This window comes from Pseudomonas sp. H3_D04, assembly GCF_054669175.1.
In genome coordinates this window covers 437,906-455,329 of record NZ_CP162801.1, presented here as the reverse complement: position 1 = coordinate 455,329, position 17,424 = coordinate 437,906, and the positions used below count along the sequence as shown (strand labels likewise).

Annotated in this window: 15 protein-coding genes and 1 other RNA gene; 2 read left to right on the top strand and 14 right to left on the bottom strand. The window is 61.3% G+C overall.

The genetic code is table 11. The features are described from left to right. Position 1: 1 nt before the first annotated feature. The 14 genes from AB4N91_RS02240 to rsmI form a co-directional block, all read right to left on the bottom strand. Positions 2–958, bottom strand: a complete 957-nt coding sequence (locus tag AB4N91_RS02240) for a D-alanine--D-alanine ligase (RefSeq protein WP_460112079.1) — start codon at positions 956–958, stop codon at positions 2–4. After that, the gene (gene murC / locus AB4N91_RS02235) at positions 955–2,415 is read right to left on the bottom strand and encodes a UDP-N-acetylmuramate--L-alanine ligase (protein WP_077748991.1); all 1,461 of its coding nucleotides are present in this window, start codon (positions 2,413–2,415) and stop codon (positions 955–957) included. Before murC ends, AB4N91_RS02240 begins: the two co-directional genes overlap by 4 nt. Next, positions 2,408–3,478: an undecaprenyldiphospho-muramoylpentapeptide beta-N-acetylglucosaminyltransferase gene (murG, locus tag AB4N91_RS02230; protein WP_102593544.1), complete on the bottom strand. Its 1,071-nt coding sequence runs from the start codon at positions 3,476–3,478 to the stop codon at positions 2,408–2,410. The genes murC and murG overlap by 8 nt, the downstream gene beginning before the upstream one ends. Further along, positions 3,468–4,685: a putative lipid II flippase FtsW gene (gene ftsW, locus AB4N91_RS02225; RefSeq protein ID WP_010458121.1), complete on the bottom strand. Its 1,218-nt coding sequence runs from the start codon at positions 4,683–4,685 to the stop codon at positions 3,468–3,470. The genes murG and ftsW overlap by 11 nt, the downstream gene beginning before the upstream one ends. Further along, entirely contained in the window at positions 4,682–6,028 is a 1,347-nt protein-coding gene (gene murD / locus AB4N91_RS02220; RefSeq protein ID WP_102593543.1) for a UDP-N-acetylmuramoyl-L-alanine--D-glutamate ligase, read from the bottom strand. The genes ftsW and murD overlap by 4 nt, the downstream gene beginning before the upstream one ends. A gap of 5 nt (positions 6,029–6,033) precedes the next feature. Further along, positions 6,034–7,116: a phospho-N-acetylmuramoyl-pentapeptide-transferase gene (gene mraY / locus AB4N91_RS02215; RefSeq protein WP_010458126.1), complete on the bottom strand. Its 1,083-nt coding sequence runs from the start codon at positions 7,114–7,116 to the stop codon at positions 6,034–6,036. Further along, positions 7,116–8,483, bottom strand: coding sequence for a UDP-N-acetylmuramoyl-tripeptide--D-alanyl-D-alanine ligase (locus tag AB4N91_RS02210; protein WP_154912454.1), 1,368 nt, complete (start codon positions 8,481–8,483; stop codon positions 7,116–7,118). The genes mraY and AB4N91_RS02210 overlap by 1 nt, the downstream gene beginning before the upstream one ends. Next, positions 8,476–9,939, bottom strand: a complete 1,464-nt coding sequence (locus AB4N91_RS02205; RefSeq protein WP_460112078.1) for a UDP-N-acetylmuramoyl-L-alanyl-D-glutamate--2,6-diaminopimelate ligase — start codon at positions 9,937–9,939, stop codon at positions 8,476–8,478. The genes AB4N91_RS02210 and AB4N91_RS02205 overlap by 8 nt, the downstream gene beginning before the upstream one ends. Beyond that, positions 9,939–11,678, bottom strand: a complete 1,740-nt coding sequence (locus AB4N91_RS02200; RefSeq protein ID WP_169857918.1) for a peptidoglycan D,D-transpeptidase FtsI family protein — start codon at positions 11,676–11,678, stop codon at positions 9,939–9,941. The genes AB4N91_RS02205 and AB4N91_RS02200 overlap by 1 nt, the downstream gene beginning before the upstream one ends. Next, positions 11,678–11,971 carry a cell division protein FtsL gene (gene ftsL, locus AB4N91_RS02195; RefSeq protein WP_010458132.1) on the bottom strand — a complete coding sequence of 98 codons (294 nt, stop codon included), beginning with the start codon at positions 11,969–11,971 and terminating at the stop codon, positions 11,678–11,680. The genes AB4N91_RS02200 and ftsL overlap by 1 nt, the downstream gene beginning before the upstream one ends. Continuing rightward, positions 11,968–12,915: a 16S rRNA (cytosine(1402)-N(4))-methyltransferase RsmH gene (gene rsmH, locus AB4N91_RS02190; protein ID WP_010458133.1), complete on the bottom strand. Its 948-nt coding sequence runs from the start codon at positions 12,913–12,915 to the stop codon at positions 11,968–11,970. The genes ftsL and rsmH overlap by 4 nt, the downstream gene beginning before the upstream one ends. Next, on the bottom strand, positions 12,912–13,367 hold the full coding sequence (gene mraZ, locus AB4N91_RS02185; RefSeq protein ID WP_008025967.1) for a division/cell wall cluster transcriptional repressor MraZ: 456 nt from the start codon (positions 13,365–13,367) through the stop codon (positions 12,912–12,914). Before mraZ ends, rsmH begins: the two co-directional genes overlap by 4 nt. A 355-nt stretch (positions 13,368–13,722) precedes the next feature. Next, positions 13,723–14,074: RNase P RNA component class A (gene rnpB, locus AB4N91_RS02180), an RNA gene on the bottom strand. A gap of 76 nt (positions 14,075–14,150) precedes the next feature. Further along, positions 14,151–15,056, bottom strand: a complete 906-nt coding sequence (rsmI, locus tag AB4N91_RS02175) for a 16S rRNA (cytidine(1402)-2'-O)-methyltransferase (RefSeq protein ID WP_167362276.1) — start codon at positions 15,054–15,056, stop codon at positions 14,151–14,153. A 175-nt stretch (positions 15,057–15,231) separates the two neighbouring features. Here rsmI and AB4N91_RS02170 point away from each other — a divergent pair, with 175 nt between their 5' ends. Continuing rightward, a complete protein-coding gene (locus AB4N91_RS02170) occupies positions 15,232–17,043 on the top strand; it encodes a penicillin-binding protein activator (RefSeq protein WP_460112077.1) in 1,812 nt (603 codons plus the stop codon). Then, complete coding sequence (locus AB4N91_RS02165; RefSeq protein WP_007904371.1) at positions 17,043–17,405, top strand: YraN family protein; 363 nt, start codon at positions 17,043–17,045, stop codon at positions 17,403–17,405. Before AB4N91_RS02170 ends, AB4N91_RS02165 begins: the two co-directional genes overlap by 1 nt. The last annotated feature ends 19 nt before the right edge of the window (positions 17,406–17,424 follow it).

The following is a 17,424-nucleotide window of genomic DNA, read 5'->3' as shown; positions in this document are numbered from 1 at the left end:
CTTAACCCCGCGCCTCGATACTTGCGGCCAGAATCGCCAAAACCAGTTGCTGGAAATCCAGACCGGCGGCACGGGCCGCCATCGGCACCAGGCTGTGATCGGTCATGCCCGGTGCGGTGTTGACTTCGAGGAACCAGAACTGCCCGTCGGCGTCCTGCATCACGTCTGCCCTGCCCCAACCGGCGACACCCAGCGCCTCACAGGCTTTCGCCGTGAGGTCCATCAATTCTTTTTCCTTGGTGCTGTCCAGGCCACACGGGATCCGGTACTGAGTATCGGAAGCCACGTACTTGGCGTCGTAGTCGTAGAAGCTGTGCGTGGTGCCCAGGGCAATCGGTGGCAACACCTGGTCACGCAGGGTGGCGATGGTGAACTCCGGACCTTGAATCCATTGCTCGACCAACACTTGCGAATCGTAGGTACTGGCCGCTTTCCAGGCGTCGATCAATTCCGACGCGGACGTCACTTTGGCCATCCCGATACTTGAACCTTCATGGGCCGGTTTGACGATCAAAGGGAAGCCCAGTTCCGTCGCTGCCGAAATACAATCGGCCTCAGAGCTCAGTACCGCGTGACGTGGCGTCGGGATGCCGAGGCTGTGCCAGACCTGTTTGGTCCGCAGCTTGTCCATGGCCAGTGCCGAAGCCAGGATGCCGCTGCCGGTGTAGGGAATACCCAGGCATTCGAGCAGGCCCTGCATGCTGCCGTCTTCACCACCACGACCGTGGAGGATGACAAAGGCGCGGTCGATCTTTTCGTTCAGCAAACGCTGCAGAAGGTCATCGCCCACATCGAGGCCGAACGCATCCACACCGGCGCTCAGCAGCGCGTCGAGTACCGCGTTGCCCGACTTCAGGGACACCTCACGCTCGGCACTCTTGCCGCCGAACAGCACGGCGACGCGGCCGAAGTCTTTCGGCGCGACCGTGGAGACGAGGTTGGCGTAGGCAGCAGTCATTTCAACTTCCCCACAGTCGGCGCGGCAACAGCACCCGCAAATAGCGGACTGGCCAACAGTTTCGGGGCGAGACCACCGATATCACCGGCGCCCTGGCACAGCAGTATGTCGCCGGCACGCAGCAGCGGCTTGACCAGTGGCGCGAGGTCGACTCCGCGCTCGATGTAGATCGGGTCGAGCTGACCGCGCTGACGAATGCTGTTGCACAGCTTGCGGCTGTCGGCGCCCGGAATCGGTTCTTCACCGGCCGGGTAGACTTCCATCAGCAGCAAGACGTTGGCATCGGCCAGTACATTGACGAAATCGTCGTACAGGTCGCGGGTACGGCTGTAACGGTGCGGCTGGTAAACCATCACCAGACGACGCTCCGGCCAGCCACCGCGGACGGCCTGGATCACGGCCGCGACTTCGGTCGGGTGGTGACCGTAATCATCGACCAGCATGACGTTGCCGCCATCGACCGGCAGTTCGCCGTAGACCTGGAAGCGTCGACCGACACCCTGGAAGCCGGACAGGCCCTGGACGATGGCTTCATCGCTGACGCCCTCGTCGGTGGCGATGCAGATGGTGGCCAGCGCGTTCAGCACGTTGTGGTTACCCGGCATGTTCACCGAGACATCCAGCGGCTCGCGATCAGGGCGCAGTACGGTAAAGAAGGTCTGCATGCCTTGCTGGCGCACATTGATGGCGCGCACGTCGCAGTCATCGCCGAAGCCATAGGTGACCGTCGGGCGTTTCACCAGCGGCAGGATTTCACGCACCACCGGATCGTCCAGGCACACCACCGCCAGACCGTAGAACGGCAGGTTGTGGAGGAACTCGACGAAGGTTTTCTTCAGTTTGTTGAAGTCACCGTCATAGGTCGCCATGTGGTCGGCGTCGATGTTGGTGACCACGGCCACCAGCGGCTGCAAGTGCAGGAAACTGGCGTCGCTTTCGTCGGCTTCGGCGATCAGGTAGCGGCTGGTGCCAAGCTGGGCATTGGTGCCCGCGGCATTCAGGCGGCCACCAATGACGAACGTCGGGTCCAGGCCACCGGCCGCGAACACCGAAGCGATCAGGCTGGTGGTGGTGGTTTTGCCGTGCGTACCGGCGACGGCGATGCCGTGGCGATAGCGCATCAGCTCGGCCAGCATTTCTGCGCGTGGCACCACAGGGATGCGACGTTCCAGCGCGGTGGCGACTTCCGGGTTGGACGTGTTCACGGCGCTGGATACCACCAGCACGTCAGCGGCAGCGGCGTTTTCAGCACGGTGACCGATAAAGATGTGCGCGCCAAAAGACTCGAGACGCTCGGTCACGGGCGAAGCTTTCAGGTCGGAACCGGACACTTCATAGCCCAGGTTCAACAACACTTCGGCGATGCCGCACATGCCCACGCCGCCGATGCCGACGAAGTGGATGCGACGGATGCGGCGCATTTCCGGTTGCGGCATGGCTTTCTGTTTCTCAACCATGGGCCACCTCCAGGCAGGTATCGACCACGTTACGGGTGGCATCGGGTTTGGCCAGGCGGCGTGCCGCAGTGGCCATGTCGTTGAGTCGTTGTGGTTGCATCAGGACCTCTGTCAGGCGTGCGGCAAGATCCGCTGCGCCAGTCGTTCTTTGCGGCATCAGGAAGGCAGCGCCTTCACGGGCCAAATAATCGGCGTTGCGGGTCTGGTGATCGTCGATCGCGTGGGGCAATGGCACCAGTATCGAGGGCAGACCGGCGGCAGCCAGCTCACTGATGGTCAATGCGCCTGCGCGGCACACCACCAGGTCGGCCCAGCCATAGGCTTGGGCCATGTCTTTGATGAAAGGCTGCACTTGCGCCTCGACGCCAGCCGCGCGATAGCGCTCTGCAGTCACTTCATCGTGATTTTTGCCGGCCTGATGAAACACTTCCGGGCGCAGGTCGGGGGCGACTTGCGACAGGGCTTCAGGCAGCAACTTGTTCAACGGCTCTGCGCCCAGGCTTCCGCCCAGAATCAGCAAACGCGCCTTGCGACCCGCCAGGGCGGGGCGCTGTGTTTCGAGGAACAGCTCGGTGCGCACCGGGTTACCGGTGGTCCGACGGCTGTCCGACAGGGTAAAGGTGTCGGGGAACGCTTCACAGACTCGGGCGGCCAACGGCACCAGCAACCGATTGGCGGTACCGGCCACGGCGTTCTGTTCATGAACGATCACCGGCACGCCGGCCAGTTTGGCTGCAACGCCACCGGGGCCGGTCACATAACCACCGAAGCCGACCACGCACACCGGCCGCAGCTGACGAATGATCGCCCGCGCCTGCCAGACGGATTTGAGCACCATGAACGGTGCCTTGAGCAGGGACAACTTGCCCTTACCGCGCAGACCGGTGGCGTTGATCCGATGCAGCTCGATACCGGCCATCGGCACCAGGTCGTTCTCAATCCCGCGCGGGGTTCCGAGCCAGTGCACGGTGTAACCGCGGGCCTGGAATTCGCGGGCGCACGCCAGCGCCGGGAACACGTGGCCACCAGTACCGCCCGCCATGATCAAGACGTTAGCGCCCATGGGTCGGCTCCTCGGCGAAGTCGCTCTCATGGAACTCCATCTCTTCGCTGCCCAAGTGGGTTCGACTCTCCCACTCGATGCGCAACAACAAGCCGAGACAGGCACCGCAAATCACCAACGAACTGCCGCCATAACTGAGGAACGGCAGGGTCAGGCCTTTGGTCGGCAACAGGCCAACGTTCACCCCGATGTTGATCAGGAACTGGCCGATCCACAGGAACGACAGGCCATAAGCGATGTAGGCGGCGAAGAATTGCTTGGCCTTCTCGGCCCAATAGCCGATGTACATGCCACGCACGCAAACAAAGACGAACAACGCCACCGTGCACAAGGAACCCACGGCACCCAGCTCTTCGGCAAGGACTGAGAACACGAAGTCGGTGTGGGCTTCCGGCAGGTAGAACTGTTTCTGCACGCTGTTGCCCAGGCCAACGCCCAGCCATTCGCCGCGACCAAACGCGATCAACGCCTGCGACAACTGATAGCCGGCACCGAACTGGTCGGCCCATGGATCGGCAAAGTTGGTCAGACGCGCCATTCGATACGGCTGAACTTGAATCAACAGCACCACCGCCCCGACTGCCAGGACCACCATCAAGGAGAAACGGAACAGTCCGACCCCGCCGAGGAACAGCATCGCCGCCGCCGCGCCCATCATCACGACGGTGGCGCCGAAGTCCGGTTCCATCAGCAACAGACCGGCCATGGGCAGCAGCACGATGAACGGCTTGAAGAAGCCCATCCAGCTTTCCCGCACTTCTTTCTGGCGACGCACCAGATAACCGGCGAGGTAGATCACCACGAATACCTTGGCGATCTCGGATGGCTGGACGTTGAAGAAACTGAAACCGATCCAGCGCATCGAACCGTTCACTTCACGGCCGATCCCCGGGATGATCACCATCACCAGCAAACCGAATGCGCCGAGCAGCATCAGCCAGCCCAGGCGCTGCCAGGTGGCGATCGGAATCATCATGGTGACGACGCAGGCACCCAGGCCCAGCACGATGTAGATCAAGTGGCGAATCATGTAGTACAGGGCACTGCCCGACTGCACGGCCGCCACTTCGGTCGACGCCGAGGCAATCATCACCAGCCCGAGACCGATCAAGGCCAGGCAACCGGCGAGCATCGGGAAGTCGAGGTCGATCCCGCGTCCGGTGATGATCGGCGACGGATAAGGCTTGATGATGTTCATCAGGCTCATACCAGATCCTCCACGGCGCGGACGAACTGGTGACCACGGTCTTCGTAATTCTTGAACATGTCGAAACTGGCGCAGGCGGGCGACAGCAGCACGGCGTCACCCGGTTCGGCGACGGCGCGGCATTGGGCAACCGCTTCATCCAGCGAACTGACGCGAATCAGCGGCACGGCATCGCCGATGGCCTGGCCGATCAAGTCGGAGTCACGGCCCATCAGCACCACGGCGCGGCAATTGGCTGCCACCGGGTCACGCAAATCCTTGAACTCGGCACCCTTGCCATCGCCACCGGCGATCAGCACGAGTTTGCCGTCGATGTCCGCACCCAGGCCTTCGATGGCCGCCAGTGCGGCACCGACGTTGGTGGCTTTGGAATCGTTGTAATAGCTCACGCCGTCCAGCTCACGAACCCACTGGCAACGATGTTCCAACCCGGCGAAGGTGCGCAGGCTCGAGAGCATGGCGTCGAACGGCAGGCCGACGGCATGGCCCAGGGCCAATGCTGCCAACGCGTTGGACTGGTTGTGGGCGCCACGAATTTTCAACTCGCGCACCGGCATCAGGTTCTGGAATTCGAAGGCCAGGTACTTCTCGCCGTCTTCTTCGCGGATACCGAAAGCCTTGAAATCGGGCTTGCTCAAACCGAAGGTCCAGCAAGGCTGGCCCTCGCCCATCAGCGGACGGCTCAGGGCGTCCTGACGGTTGACCACAAACTGTTTCGCGCCACGGAAGATCCGGTGCTTGGCCAGGTGATAGGCCGGCAGACCGCTGTAGCGGTCCATGTGGTCTTCACTGACATTGAGCACGGTCGCCACTTCAGCGTTGAGTTGATCGGTGGTTTCGAGCTGGAAGCTCGACAACTCCATCACGTACAACTCGACGTCGTCGCTGAGCAAATCCAGCGCCGGCGTACCGAGGTTGCCACCGACAGCGACACGCTTGCCCGCCGCCACCGCCATCTCGCCGACCAGGGTGGTGACAGTGCTTTTCGCGTTGGAACCGCTGATGGCGACAATCGGCGCCTTCGCGTTACGCGCGAACAGCTCGATGTCACCGGACAATTTCACGCCACGGGCGGCGGCAGCCTGCAGGGCCGGAGTCGCCAGCGCCAGGCCGGGGCTCACGTAGAGTTCGTCGGCACGGCACAGGAACTCGACGTCCAGCTCGCCACAACGCACTTCCACGTGCGGATAGTCACGCTTGAGCGCGGCCAGTTCCGGTGGATTTTCCCGCGTATCGGCCACAGCAAACGACGTGCCCCGGTTCGCCAGGAAGCGAACCAGGGACATGCCGCTCTTGCCGAGGCCGACAACGATGCGGAAGTGGTCAGAAGCGATCAGAGACACTCGTTCTACCTCAGCTTCAGGGTGGCAAGGCCGACCAGTACGAGAATCACGGTGATGATCCAGAAACGGACGATCACACGCGGCTCGGGCCAGCCCTTGAGTTCAAAATGGTGGTGAATGGGTGCCATGCGAAACACACGGCGACCGGTCAGCTTGAAAGAAGCAACCTGGATAACCACGGACAGGGTTTCCATCACGAACACGCCGCCCATGATGAACAGGACGATTTCCTGACGGACGATCACCGCGATGGTGCCCAGGGCCGCGCCCAGAGCCAGCGCGCCGACGTCGCCCATGAAGACCTGCGCCGGATAGGTGTTGAACCAGAGGAAACCGAGGCCCGCACCGATCAAGGCACCGCAGAACACGATCAACTCACCGGCGCCCGGCACATACGGAATCAGCAGGTATTCAGCGAATTTCACGTTACCGGACAGGTAGCAGAAGATGCCAAGACCGCCGCCGACCATCACCGTCGGCATGATCGCCAGACCGTCGAGGCCGTCGGTCAGGTTGACCGCGTTGCTCGAGCCGACAATCACGAAATAGGTCAGAACGACGAAGCCTATGCCCAGCGGAATGCTGTAGTCCTTGAGCATCGGCAGGATCAGGGTCGTTTCCACCGGCGTCGCAGCGGTCATATAAAGGAAGATCGCCGCGCCCAGGCCGAACACGGACTGCCAGAAATATTTCCAGCGGCTCGGAAGGCCTTTGGAGTTTTTCTCGATCACTTTGCGATAGTCATCGACCCAGCCGATAGCGCCGAACAGCAACGTCACCAGCAACACGGTCCAGACATAACGGTTGCTCAGGTCAGCCCAGAGCAAGGTGCTGACGCCGATGGACGACAGGATCAGTGCACCGCCCATCGTCGGGGTGCCCGACTTGGACAAGTGCGATTGTGGACCGTCGTGGCGAACGGATTGACCGATCTGACGGTTCTGCAAAGTGCGGATCATCCACGGGCCATAGCACAGCGACAAAACCAGCGCGGTCAGCACACCGAGGATCCCGCGCAGGGTCAGGTACTGAAAGACCGCGAAGCCTTTGTAGAACTGTTGCAGATACTCCGCTAGCAGCAGCAGCATTAATGTTTCTCCGGACTGGACCCGCACAAAGCGGCGACGATGTTTTCCATCGCAGCGCTGCGCGAGCCCTTGATCAAAATGGTGGTGTTTGTGTCTTGCTCGGCGCCCAGGGCCTTGATCAGCTCAGCCTGAGTGCTGAAGTGAAAGGCCTGTGGACCGAAAGCGTTCACGGCGTGAGCCATCAGTGGCCCAACGGCGTAAAGCGCGGAAACCTTGCCGCGGGCGTACTCACCCACATCGCGGTGCCCCTGTTCTGCCCAATCGCCCAGTTCGCCGATATCTCCGAGCACCAGAACGGTGCGGCCGGAAAAGCCGGCGAGTATATCAACGGCGGCGCACATGGAGGTGGGGTTCGCGTTGTACGTGTCATCGATCACGCGCATGCCATTGCTGGCCAGTTGCGCGACGGTGCGGCCCTTGACCGGTTGCACCGCGCCGAGGCCGGTGGCGATGCCGAACAGCGACACGCCCAAGGCGTGTGCGGCAGCGGCGGCGGCCATGGCATTGGTAACGTTATGGGTGCCGAGCAGGTTCAGTTGAACGCGCTCCACACCTTCAGGACTGTGCAGGTTGAAGGCCGGGCAACCGCGCGCATCGCGATCCAGGTCGCTGGCATAGAAGTCGGCGCTTGGGTTGTTCAGGGCGAACGTCAGGACTTTGCGGCCGGCCGCACGGGCCTTCCAGATGCCGAACGCCTTGTCGTCAAGATTGAGCACAGCGACGCCATCGGCCTCCAGCCCTTCAATGATCTCGCCCTTGGCTTCAACGATTTTTTCCGGCCCGCCGAACTCGCCGACGTGGGCGGTCCCGGCGTTGTTGAGCACGGCCACGTGCGGCTTGGTCATGCCGACGGTGTAGGCAATTTCGCCGAGACGCGAAGCACCGAGTTCAATAACGGCGGAGGTATGTTCCGGCGCGAGTTCGAGCAGGGTCAGCGGGACGCCGAGGTCGTTGTTCAGGTTGCCACGGGTCGCCAGGACCGGACCGCGCGTGCGCAGGATGCTGGCGAGCATTTCCTTGACCGTGGTTTTGCCGCTGGAACCGGTGATCGCCGCGACCGGGTTAGTAAACGCGGCACGGTTCATCGCGCCCAGTTGGCCCAACGCCTGGCGGGTGTCCTTGACCAGCAATTGCGGCAGCGCGCTGTCGGCGACTTCGCGCTCGACCAGAGCGGCAACCGCGCCTTTGCTGGCGACGTCGTTCAAATAGTCATGACCGTCGAAGCGCGGACCGGCCAGGGCAATAAACAGTTGGCCCGGTTTGATCGCGCGGCTGTCGATGCTGACGCCATCGAACGTGGCATCGGCTGCGATCAATCGTGCATTCAGTGCGCCAGTCAGCTCACTCAGTTTCAACGCTTTAAGCATGGGCCACCTCCCATGCGGTCAAGGCGTGATCGGCCTCGACCAGATCGGAGAAAGCGTGACGCTCGCCGTTGATTTCCTGATAGTCCTCGTGACCTTTACCGGCCAGGACAATCACGTCATCCGCCGAAGCACTGGCGATCAACTGGGCAATCGCCTGCCCACGGCCAGCGACAAAGGTGACTTTATCCACAGCGGTGAAACCGGCGCGGATGTCATCGAAAATCAACGAAGGATCTTCGGTGCGAGGGTTGTCATCGGTGACCAGCACACCGTCGGCCAGACGTTCGACCACTTCGGCCATCAGCGGACGCTTGCCGCGATCGCGATCGCCGCCACAGCCAAACAGGCACAACAAACGGCCTTTGGCGTGTGGACGCAGGGCCATCAAGACTTTTTCCAGCGCGTCCGGGGTGTGGGCGTAATCGACGACCACCAGCGGCTGAGTGCCGCCGCCCAAGCGTTGCATGCGACCGGCCGGGCCTTCGAGTTTCGGCAGGACCTTGAGGATTTCGTCCAGCGCGTAGTCCAGGCCGAGCAAGGCGCCGACGGCGGCCAGCACGTTGCTCAGGTTGAAACGACCGAGCAAGGTGCTGCGCAAATGGTGTTCGCCCTGCGGCGTGACCAGCGTGGCGCGCACGCCTTCGTCATCGAACTGCGCTTCACGGCAATACAGGTAAGCGCTGGCATCTTCCAGGCTGTAGGTAATAAGGCGCGACTCACGTTTGTCCGCAGCCAGTTGGCGGCCGAACTCGTCGTCGAGATTGATCACCCGGCACTTCAAATCATTCCAGGCAAACAGCTTGGCCTTGGCTTCGCCGTAGGCTTGCATGGTGCCGTGGTAATCGAGGTGATCGCGGGACAGGTTGGTCATCACCGCCACATCGAATGCCAGCGCGGTCACGCGGCCTTGGTCCAGGCCGTGGGAAGACACTTCCATGGCGACGGCTTTGGCGCCGGCCTTTTTCAGGTCAGCCATGGTCGCTTGCACGGCGATCGGGTTCGGCGTGGTGTGCAGGCCACTTTCCAGTGCACCGTAGAAGCCGGTACCCAGGGTGCCGACAATGCCGCAATGCTGGCCGAGCAAATCCAGTGCTTGTGCAACCAATTGCGTGACGCTGGTCTTGCCGTTGGTGCCGGTCACGCCAACCAGGTCCAGGTGCCGGCTCGGGTCGCCATAAAAGCGACCGGCGATGTCCGACAGCTGCGCCGCCAGGCCTTTGACCGGAATCAGCGGCACGTCGGTGATCGGTAAAACGGTAGCGCCTTCGACTTCGTAAGCCACGGCAGCAGCACCGCGTTGCAAGGCATCGGCGATGTGCGCGCGCCCGTCGAGCTTGCCGCCGGGAACGGCGAGAAACAGATCGCCAGCCCGCACGTCACGGCTGTCCAGGGTCAGCTCGCGGATCAACAGATCGCGGCCGGCGTGGGCGAAAATCTTGTTCAGGCTCAAAGACATTAGCCGCGCCCTCCATTGGCTTTCAGTGGAACGACCGGTGTGGCGTTAGCGGTTTGCGTCGGTGGCAGGTTGTCCGGGGTGATGTTCATCAGGCGCAGCGTCCCGGACATCACTTTGCTGAACACCGGGGCCGATACCAGACCACCGTAGTAACCGGCTTTGGTCGGTTCATCGATCACCACCACGATTGCATAGCGCGGATCGCTCATCGGGCCGAAGCCGGCGAACAGCGATCGGTAGGAATTCTCGGCGTAGCCTTTGGTGCCCACCGACGTCTTGCGCGCAGTACCCGACTTGCCGCCCACGTGATACGCCGGCACTTGCGCACGGAATACACCGCGCGGGGCTTCGATCACCTGGGTCAGCATGGTCTGCATGGTTTTCGCGACGGCTTCCGGCAGCACTTGCGTGGTTTGCGCTGGTTTGTCGGTTTTGATCAGGGTCAGCGGTGCGAGACGACCGTTGTTGGCCAGGGCCGAGAAGGCGTGGACCAGCTGGATCGCGGTCACGGAAATACCGTAGCCGTAGGACAGCGTGGCGGTTTCAGCCTTGCGCCATTCGCGGTAGTTCGGCAGGTTGCCGACGCGTTCGCCCGGGAAGCCGAGACCGGTGTCTTGGCCGAGGCCGACTTTCTGCGCGAGGCGGAAGATGGTTTCGCCGCCGATATCGAACGCGACCTTACTCATGCCGACGTTACTGGAATTGATCAGGATGCCGGTCAGGTCAAGCACCGGGCCTTCGGACTTGGAGACGTCCTTGATGGTGTATTTACCAATCTGCAAAGTGCCCGGGTACACCTCGACGGTGTCGCTCGGTTTCCAGCGCCCGGTTTCGATCGCGGCACTCATGGAAATGGCTTTCATGGTCGAACCCGGCTCGAACACGTCGATCATGGCGCGGTTGCGCATCATCGCCGGTTGCAGGTTGCGACGGTTGTTCGGGTTGTAGGTCGGCTGGTTGACCATGGCGAGGATCTCACCGGTCTTCACGTCCATGATCACCAGGCTGCCGGCCTTGGCACCGTTCTCGATGATCGCGTTACGCAGCTCGCGGTTGGCCAGGTATTGCAGACGCAGGTCAATGGACAACGCCAAGGGCTTGCCGGCCTTGGCGTTTTTGGTGACCTGGACATCCTTGATAAGTCGGCCACGCCGATCCTTGATGACCTGTCGCTTGCCGGGGACGCCGGCCAGCCATTCGTCGTAGGCCAGTTCGACCCCTTCACGACCGTGGTCATCGATGTCGGTAAAGCCGACCATGTGCGCGGTGACTTCACCGGCCGGGTAGAAACGCCGGAACTCTTCGATGCCGTAGACACCCGGCACTTTCAGGTCGAGCACGGACTGGCCTTGCTCGGGAGTCAGCCCGCGCACCAGGTAGATGAATTCTTTGTTGGCCTGGGCTTCGAGACGCTCGGCCAGGGCTTTAGGGTCTTGGCCCAGCGCGGCCGCCAGGGCTGGCCATTTCTCTTTGGCCAGCTGCATTTCCTTGGCGTTCGCCCACAGTGTGGTGACCGGGGTACTCACGGCCAATGGCTCGCCGTTACGGTCGGTGATCAGACCACGGTGAGCCGGAATCGGAATGTGACGAACGCTGCGCGCATCGCCCTGACCTTTAAGGAAGGCACGGTCGACGACTTGCAGGTCGATGATGCGCCAGCAAATCGCCGCGACCATGATGCCGAGCAAGCCCAGCACCAGGCGGAAACGCCATGGGAACAGTGCGCCTTCGAGTTTCATCATGGCGCCACCATCTGCACTTCAGCGGCGCCGGGAATGCGCATCTTCAGTTGCTCGGTGGCCAGCACTTCGATACGGCTGTGCGCAGTCCAGGTGCTCTGCTCGAGAATCAACCGGCCCCACTCCGCCTGCGCCTTGTCGCGCACGCTCAACTCGGCGTACAGCGAGTTCAGCAACTGACGGTTCCAGTGGGCGCTGTACGACACGCCGATGGCCGACACGAGCACGCCAATAAACAGCAGCAGCATGAAAAAGCTTCCGCCGGGAAGAGGCTTGGCGAAAAGCTTGCTCACCGCAGCTTCTCCGCGACGCGCATGACAGCGCTCCGGGAACGTGGGTTGGCTTTGAGTTCGGCCTCGGAGGCGGACTGCGCTTTGCCATGGATTTTGATGATCGGTTCGAACGCGACGTGACGGACCGGCAGGTTGCGCGGCAGGTTGTCGGCTTCGCCTTTTACCAGCTTGCGCATGAACAGTTTGACGATGCGGTCTTCCAGCGAGTGGAAGCTGATGACGACCAGACGGCCGCCGATCTCCAGGCAGTCCAGCGCGGCTTCGAGGCCGGCTTCCAGGTCGCCCAGTTCGTTGTTGACGTGAATACGCAGGCCCTGGAACGCACGGGTGGCAGGGTTCTTGCCCTTTTCCCATGCCGGGTTGGCGACTTTCAGGACTTCAGCCAGGTCGGCCGTGCGCTCGAACGGCTTGATGTCGCGACGCTCGGCTACGGCACGGGCCATGCGGCCGGAGAAACGCTCTTCGCCGTATTCCTTGAATACGCGGGCGATTTCTTCCACCGGTGCGGTGTTGACGAATTCGGCAGCGCTGATCCCGCGGGACGGGTCCATGCGCATGTCCAGCGGGCCATCATTGAGGAAACTGAAGCCGCGCTCAGGGTCGTCGAGCTGTGGCGAAGACACGCCCAGGTCGAGCAACACGCCGCTGACCTTGCCGTGCAGGCCACGTTCGGCCACTTCCGAACCCAGCTCGGCAAAGCTGCGTTGTACAACGACAAAGCGGCCGTCTTCGGCCGCTAGCGTTTGCCCGGTGGCAATCGCTTGAGGATCTTTGTCGAATCCGAGGACCCGACCATCGGGGCCGAGCTGGCTGAGGATCAACCGACTGTGCCCGCCGCGCCCGAACGTACCGTCCAGATAGCAGCCATCAGGACGTACGGCGAGAGCCTCCACGGCTTCGTCAAGCAGTACGGTGATGTGGTTAAAGCCGCTATCAATAGTCACAGGATCAAATCACGCAGTTCATCAGGCATGGCGCCCGGTTGTTGAATAGCAGCCAGGTCAGCGGCAGAAACCGCATCCCAGGCATCCTCGTCCCACAATTGGAACTTGTTCAGTTGGCCTACCAACATCGCGCGCTTATCCAACCTGGCATATTCACGAAGACGCGGCGGAACCAGAAAACGACCACTGCCATCGAGCTCGAGGTCGACGGCATTACCAATCAGCAAACGTTGCAGGCGGCGGTTCTCTTCGCGAAGCGAAGGCAGTGCGCGCAGTTTGGTTTCGATAATTTCCCACTCATCGAGGGGGTAAACACACAAACACGGATCAACGGCATCAATTGTGACGATCAGTTGACCGGAACTACGCGAAACGAGCTCGTCACGGTACCGGCTCGGCATAGCGAGACGGCCCTTTGCGTCGAGACTGATAGCGTTAGCTCCGCGAAACACGTCAGCGTTTCTCCAAATATTAGCGTTTTACGCTCAAAAAACCCACTTCATGCCACTTTCCGCCACTTGCGCACACTATAGGAATGCGGCCACCGCACCGTCAAGGCGCGGTTTAAAGGAAAAGCCTTACAGAACTGAGATTTAGGAGGGTAAACGGAGGGGTAACGACAATCTGACGGCTGAATTTGCCCAATAACTTGAATCAGCACAGAAGGCTGCGTTCGAAAGTTAAAGTAGTTTGTTAAGAGTAAGATTTTTTCGGTATTACGAAAGTGTTCTGGCAACGATTCTGGAAGGAGGGAAAATGCTACTACCAGCGCCCTGCTTAAATGATTAAAGCAGGGAGGAGAAAAAGGTGGAGAGTCGATCTGTAAGCCGGGTTCTGTCTTGAACAGTCATTCGTCTACGATGGCCATCACTGGACATCTTTAGCAACCTACCCGGTCCCAGCGCGGGCCACGCCTTGGGACCCTATTTGGTCTTGCTCCAAGTGGGGTTTACCTAGCCACGAACTGTTGCCAGACGTGCGGTGCGCTCTTACCGCACCTTTTCACCCTTACCGGCGCCGAAGCGCTTAGGCGGTTATTTTCTGTGGCACTTTCCGTAGGCTCACGCCTCCCAGGCATTACCTGGCACTTCGCCCTATGGAGCCCGGACTTTCCTCCCCCCTAATTTTCATAGAGGGCAGCGACTGTCCAATCGACTCTCCGCCGCGAAGGTTAACGGCAGAGCGGCCGAAGAACAAGCGCTAAACGCCTTTGGCTGCTCCTGTGCGTCGGGTTTTTACTCGCCCTTCTGTTTATCCAGCGCCACCTGATAGAGCACATTCTTGCGCTCACCGGTAATTTGCGCCGCCAATGCCGCCGCACGCTTGAGCGGCATCTCTTCAAGCAACAGATTGAGGATGCGCATGGCCTCACTGCTGACCGCGTCCTCGGTCTCGGGTACAGACCAGCCCGCCACCAACACCACACACTCGCCACGCTGCTGATTGCTGTCCGACTCGACGAACTCACGCAGCTCGGCCAGCGGCAGGCCTTTGAGGGTTTCGAAGGTTTTGGTGATTTCACGGGCCAACAACGCCGGACGTTCAGGACCGAACACCAGCTCCATGTCTTGCAGGCACTCAAGGATGCGATGCGGCGCCTCATAGAAAATCAGTGTGCGCGGCTCTTCCTTGACCAGTTCAAGACGAGCACGACGACCAACGGCCTTGGCCGGCAGGAAGCCTTCGAAAATGAAACGGTCCGACGGCAGCCCCGCCGCCGACAATGCCGCGATCAATGCACAGGCACCCGGAACCGGCACCACATTGATCCCGGCGGCACGAGCCTGACGCACCAGGTGATAACCCGGATCGGAAATCAGCGGCGTGCCAGCATCGGAGATCAGCGCCACATCATCCCCCGCCAGCAATCGCGTAATAAAGCGGCTACCCTCGTCGCGCTCGTTGTGCTCATGGCACGCGGCCAGCGGCGTGGGAATGCCGAAATGCTGCATCAGGCGCTGTGAGTGACGGGTGTCTTCGGCGGCAATCAACGCGACGTCGCGCAGGATCTTCAGCGCACGCGCACTGATGTCGTCCAGGTTGCCGATGGGCGTCGCCACCACATAAAGCGAGCCAGCAGCGGAATTCAAAGCACCTGGAGCAGTCAAAGCGCACACCTCATGATCGGTAAAAGGCGACATTGTAGCGCGTAGCGGCGCTTGCGATCGCCCCGCCCTCCTCGGGTTTTTCAGGCGTTTGTGCAGCGCTGCAACATTTGTACGAGCTAAATTGATCGATTCACGCCAGTAACATCGCGCCCCGGCCAGTGCTTGGGTACAATTCCACGCTAATTTGATCGAGTATCAGGAACACTACATGATCGCTTGCCTGCGGCTGTTCACTGCCCTCTGCCTCGCTGCCTTGCTGGCGGCTTGCGCCAGCTCGCCCTCCTCCAGCCTTGGCGAACTTCCACGGACCCCTGACGCCAGTATCGAGCAGCTGCTCGAACAGGCCGCTCAAAGCAAGGACCCGGAAAAAGCTGCGTTGCTGCGCCTGAGCGCGGCCGACCTGGCCTATCGTCAGGGCAATGCCGGCCAGTCCGCGCAAATCCTGCAACAGGTTCCGGTGGAACAACTCAAGCCAGGCCAACAGGTCTTCGCCAGCACCCTGGCGGCTGAACTGGCCATGGCGCGCAATCAGCCCAAGGCAGCGTTGACTGCCTTGAGCCATCCGAGCCTGCAACGCCTGAGCGAGTTGCCGGTCGAGCAACAGGTTCGCACCGGCACTGTCCATGCTCGCGCCCTTGAGGCCGACGGACAGACGCTGGCCGCCGCACGGGAGCGCATTTTCATCGCACCCATGCTCGAAGGTGAAGCCGCCGCCAAAAACCACGAAGCGATCTGGACCCTGATCGCCTCGCTGCCAACCGATCAACTGCAGCCCACCACCAATGATGACCTCGGCGGCTGGATGGGCCTGGCACTGGCGGTGAAAACCGCCGGAACCCTGGAACAGCAGCAAGCCGCGATTGACAACTGGCGCGCCCAGAACCCTAAGCACCCGGCTGCCATTCAGTTGCCTCTGCCACTGACCAAGCTCAAGGAACTGGCCAGCCAGCCCCTGAGCAAGATCGCCCTGCTGCTGCCGCAAGACGGCCCGCTGGCGTCGGTCGGCAAAGCACTGCGCGAAGGCTTCATGGCTGCTCACTACCAGGCTCAACAAGCCGGGCAGAAGCCGCCTGCCATTGAGTTCTATGACAGCTCGAAACTGACTTCGATGGACGAGTTCTATCGCAAGGCCCAGGCCGATGGCGCGCAACTGGTGGTCGGTCCGCTGGAAAAGCCACTGGTCAAACAGCTCAGTGCTCGCCCGCAGCTGCCGATCACCACCCTGGCGCTGAACTACAGCGAAGGTGAACAAGGTCCGGCCCAGCTGTTCCAGTTTGGTCTGGCCGCTGAAGACGAAGCCCGTGAAGTGTCTCGTCGTGCTCGCGCCGACGGCCTGCATCGCGCCGCCATCATGGTGCCGAAAGGCGAATGGGGCGATCGCGTGTTGCGCGCATTCAGCCAGGACTGGCAAGCCAACGGCGGCAGCATTGTCGCGACCGAGCGCGTTGACCAACCGGTTCAACTGGCCCAGCAGATTGCCGACATGTTCCAGCTGCGCCAGAGCGAAGGTCGCGCCAAGAGCCTGCAAAGCACCGTCGGCTCGCAGATAGCAGCCCAGCCTTCGCGCCGTCAGGACATCGAGTTCATCTTCCTGGCTGCCACTCCGCAACAGGCCCAGCAGATCAAACCGACCTTGAACTTCCAGTACGCGGGCGATGTGCCGGTTTACGCCACCTCCCACGTATTCAGTGCCAGCGGCGACGTGAACCAGTACAACGACATGAACGGCATCCGCTTCTGCGAAACCCCATGGTTGCTGGACGCCAATGATCCGCTGCGCAAACAGGTCACCGCACAATGGCCGCAAGCCGCCGGCAGCCTCGGCCGCCTCTACGCAATGGGCGTTGACGCCTATCGCCTGGCACCGCGACTGGGGCAACTCAAGGCACTGCCGGACAGCCGTATTGAAGGTCAGTCGGGCAGCCTGGGCATGACTCAAAACCAGCGCGTGGTGCGCCAGTTGCCTTGGGCACAGTTCGTCAGCGGTCAGGTTCAACGCCTGCCGGATACCTCACGCTGATGCCTGACAGGTCACGCCAGCAAAGCGGTAAAGATGCCGAGCGCCATGCGCTCGAGCATCTTCAACAACAAGGTCTGCGCCTGCTGGCGCAGAACTGGTTGTGTAAACGCGGCGAGCTTGATCTGGTCATGCTTGATGGCGATACAGTAGTATTCGTTGAAGTCCGCTATAGAAAAAACACCCAGTGGGGTGGAGCGCTCGACAGCATCGATGGGCGCAAACGGCAGAAACTGATTTTCGCCGCGCAGTATTTTCTTCAGCGCGAGTCGCGTTGGGCCAATTCCCCCTGCCGCTTCGACGTGGTTGCCATCGACAGCAACCTCGATCAGTTGAACTGGTTGCAGAATGCCTTCGATAGCTGATCGCCTGCACCCCGAAGCG

Excerpts from the sequence above, each read along its gene's own strand:
- AB4N91_RS02240 (WP_460112079.1), bottom strand. The coding sequence starts at position 958 with ATGACTGCTGCCTACGCCAACCTCGTCTCCACGGTCGCGCCGAAAGAC.
- murC (WP_077748991.1), bottom strand. The coding sequence starts at position 2,415 with ATGGTTGAGAAACAGAAAGCCATGCCGCAACCGGAAATGCGCCGCATC.
- murG (WP_102593544.1), bottom strand. The coding sequence starts at position 3,478 with ATGGGCGCTAACGTCTTGATCATGGCGGGCGGTACTGGTGGCCACGTG.
- ftsW (WP_010458121.1), bottom strand. The coding sequence starts at position 4,685 with ATGAGCCTGATGAACATCATCAAGCCTTATCCGTCGCCGATCATCACC.
- mraY (WP_010458126.1), bottom strand. The coding sequence starts at position 7,116 with ATGCTGCTGCTGCTAGCGGAGTATCTGCAACAGTTCTACAAAGGCTTC.
- AB4N91_RS02210 (WP_154912454.1), bottom strand. The coding sequence starts at position 8,483 with ATGCTTAAAGCGTTGAAACTGAGTGAGCTGACTGGCGCACTGAATGCA.
- AB4N91_RS02205 (WP_460112078.1), bottom strand. The coding sequence starts at position 9,939 with ATGTCTTTGAGCCTGAACAAGATTTTCGCCCACGCCGGCCGCGATCTG.
- AB4N91_RS02200 (WP_169857918.1), bottom strand. The coding sequence starts at position 11,678 with ATGAAACTCGAAGGCGCACTGTTCCCATGGCGTTTCCGCCTGGTGCTG.
- rsmI (WP_167362276.1), bottom strand. The coding sequence starts at position 15,056 with ATGTCGCCTTTTACCGATCATGAGGTGTGCGCTTTGACTGCTCCAGGT.
- AB4N91_RS02170 (WP_460112077.1), top strand. The coding sequence starts at position 15,232 with ATGATCGCTTGCCTGCGGCTGTTCACTGCCCTCTGCCTCGCTGCCTTG.
- AB4N91_RS02165 (WP_007904371.1), top strand. The coding sequence starts at position 17,043 with ATGCCTGACAGGTCACGCCAGCAAAGCGGTAAAGATGCCGAGCGCCAT.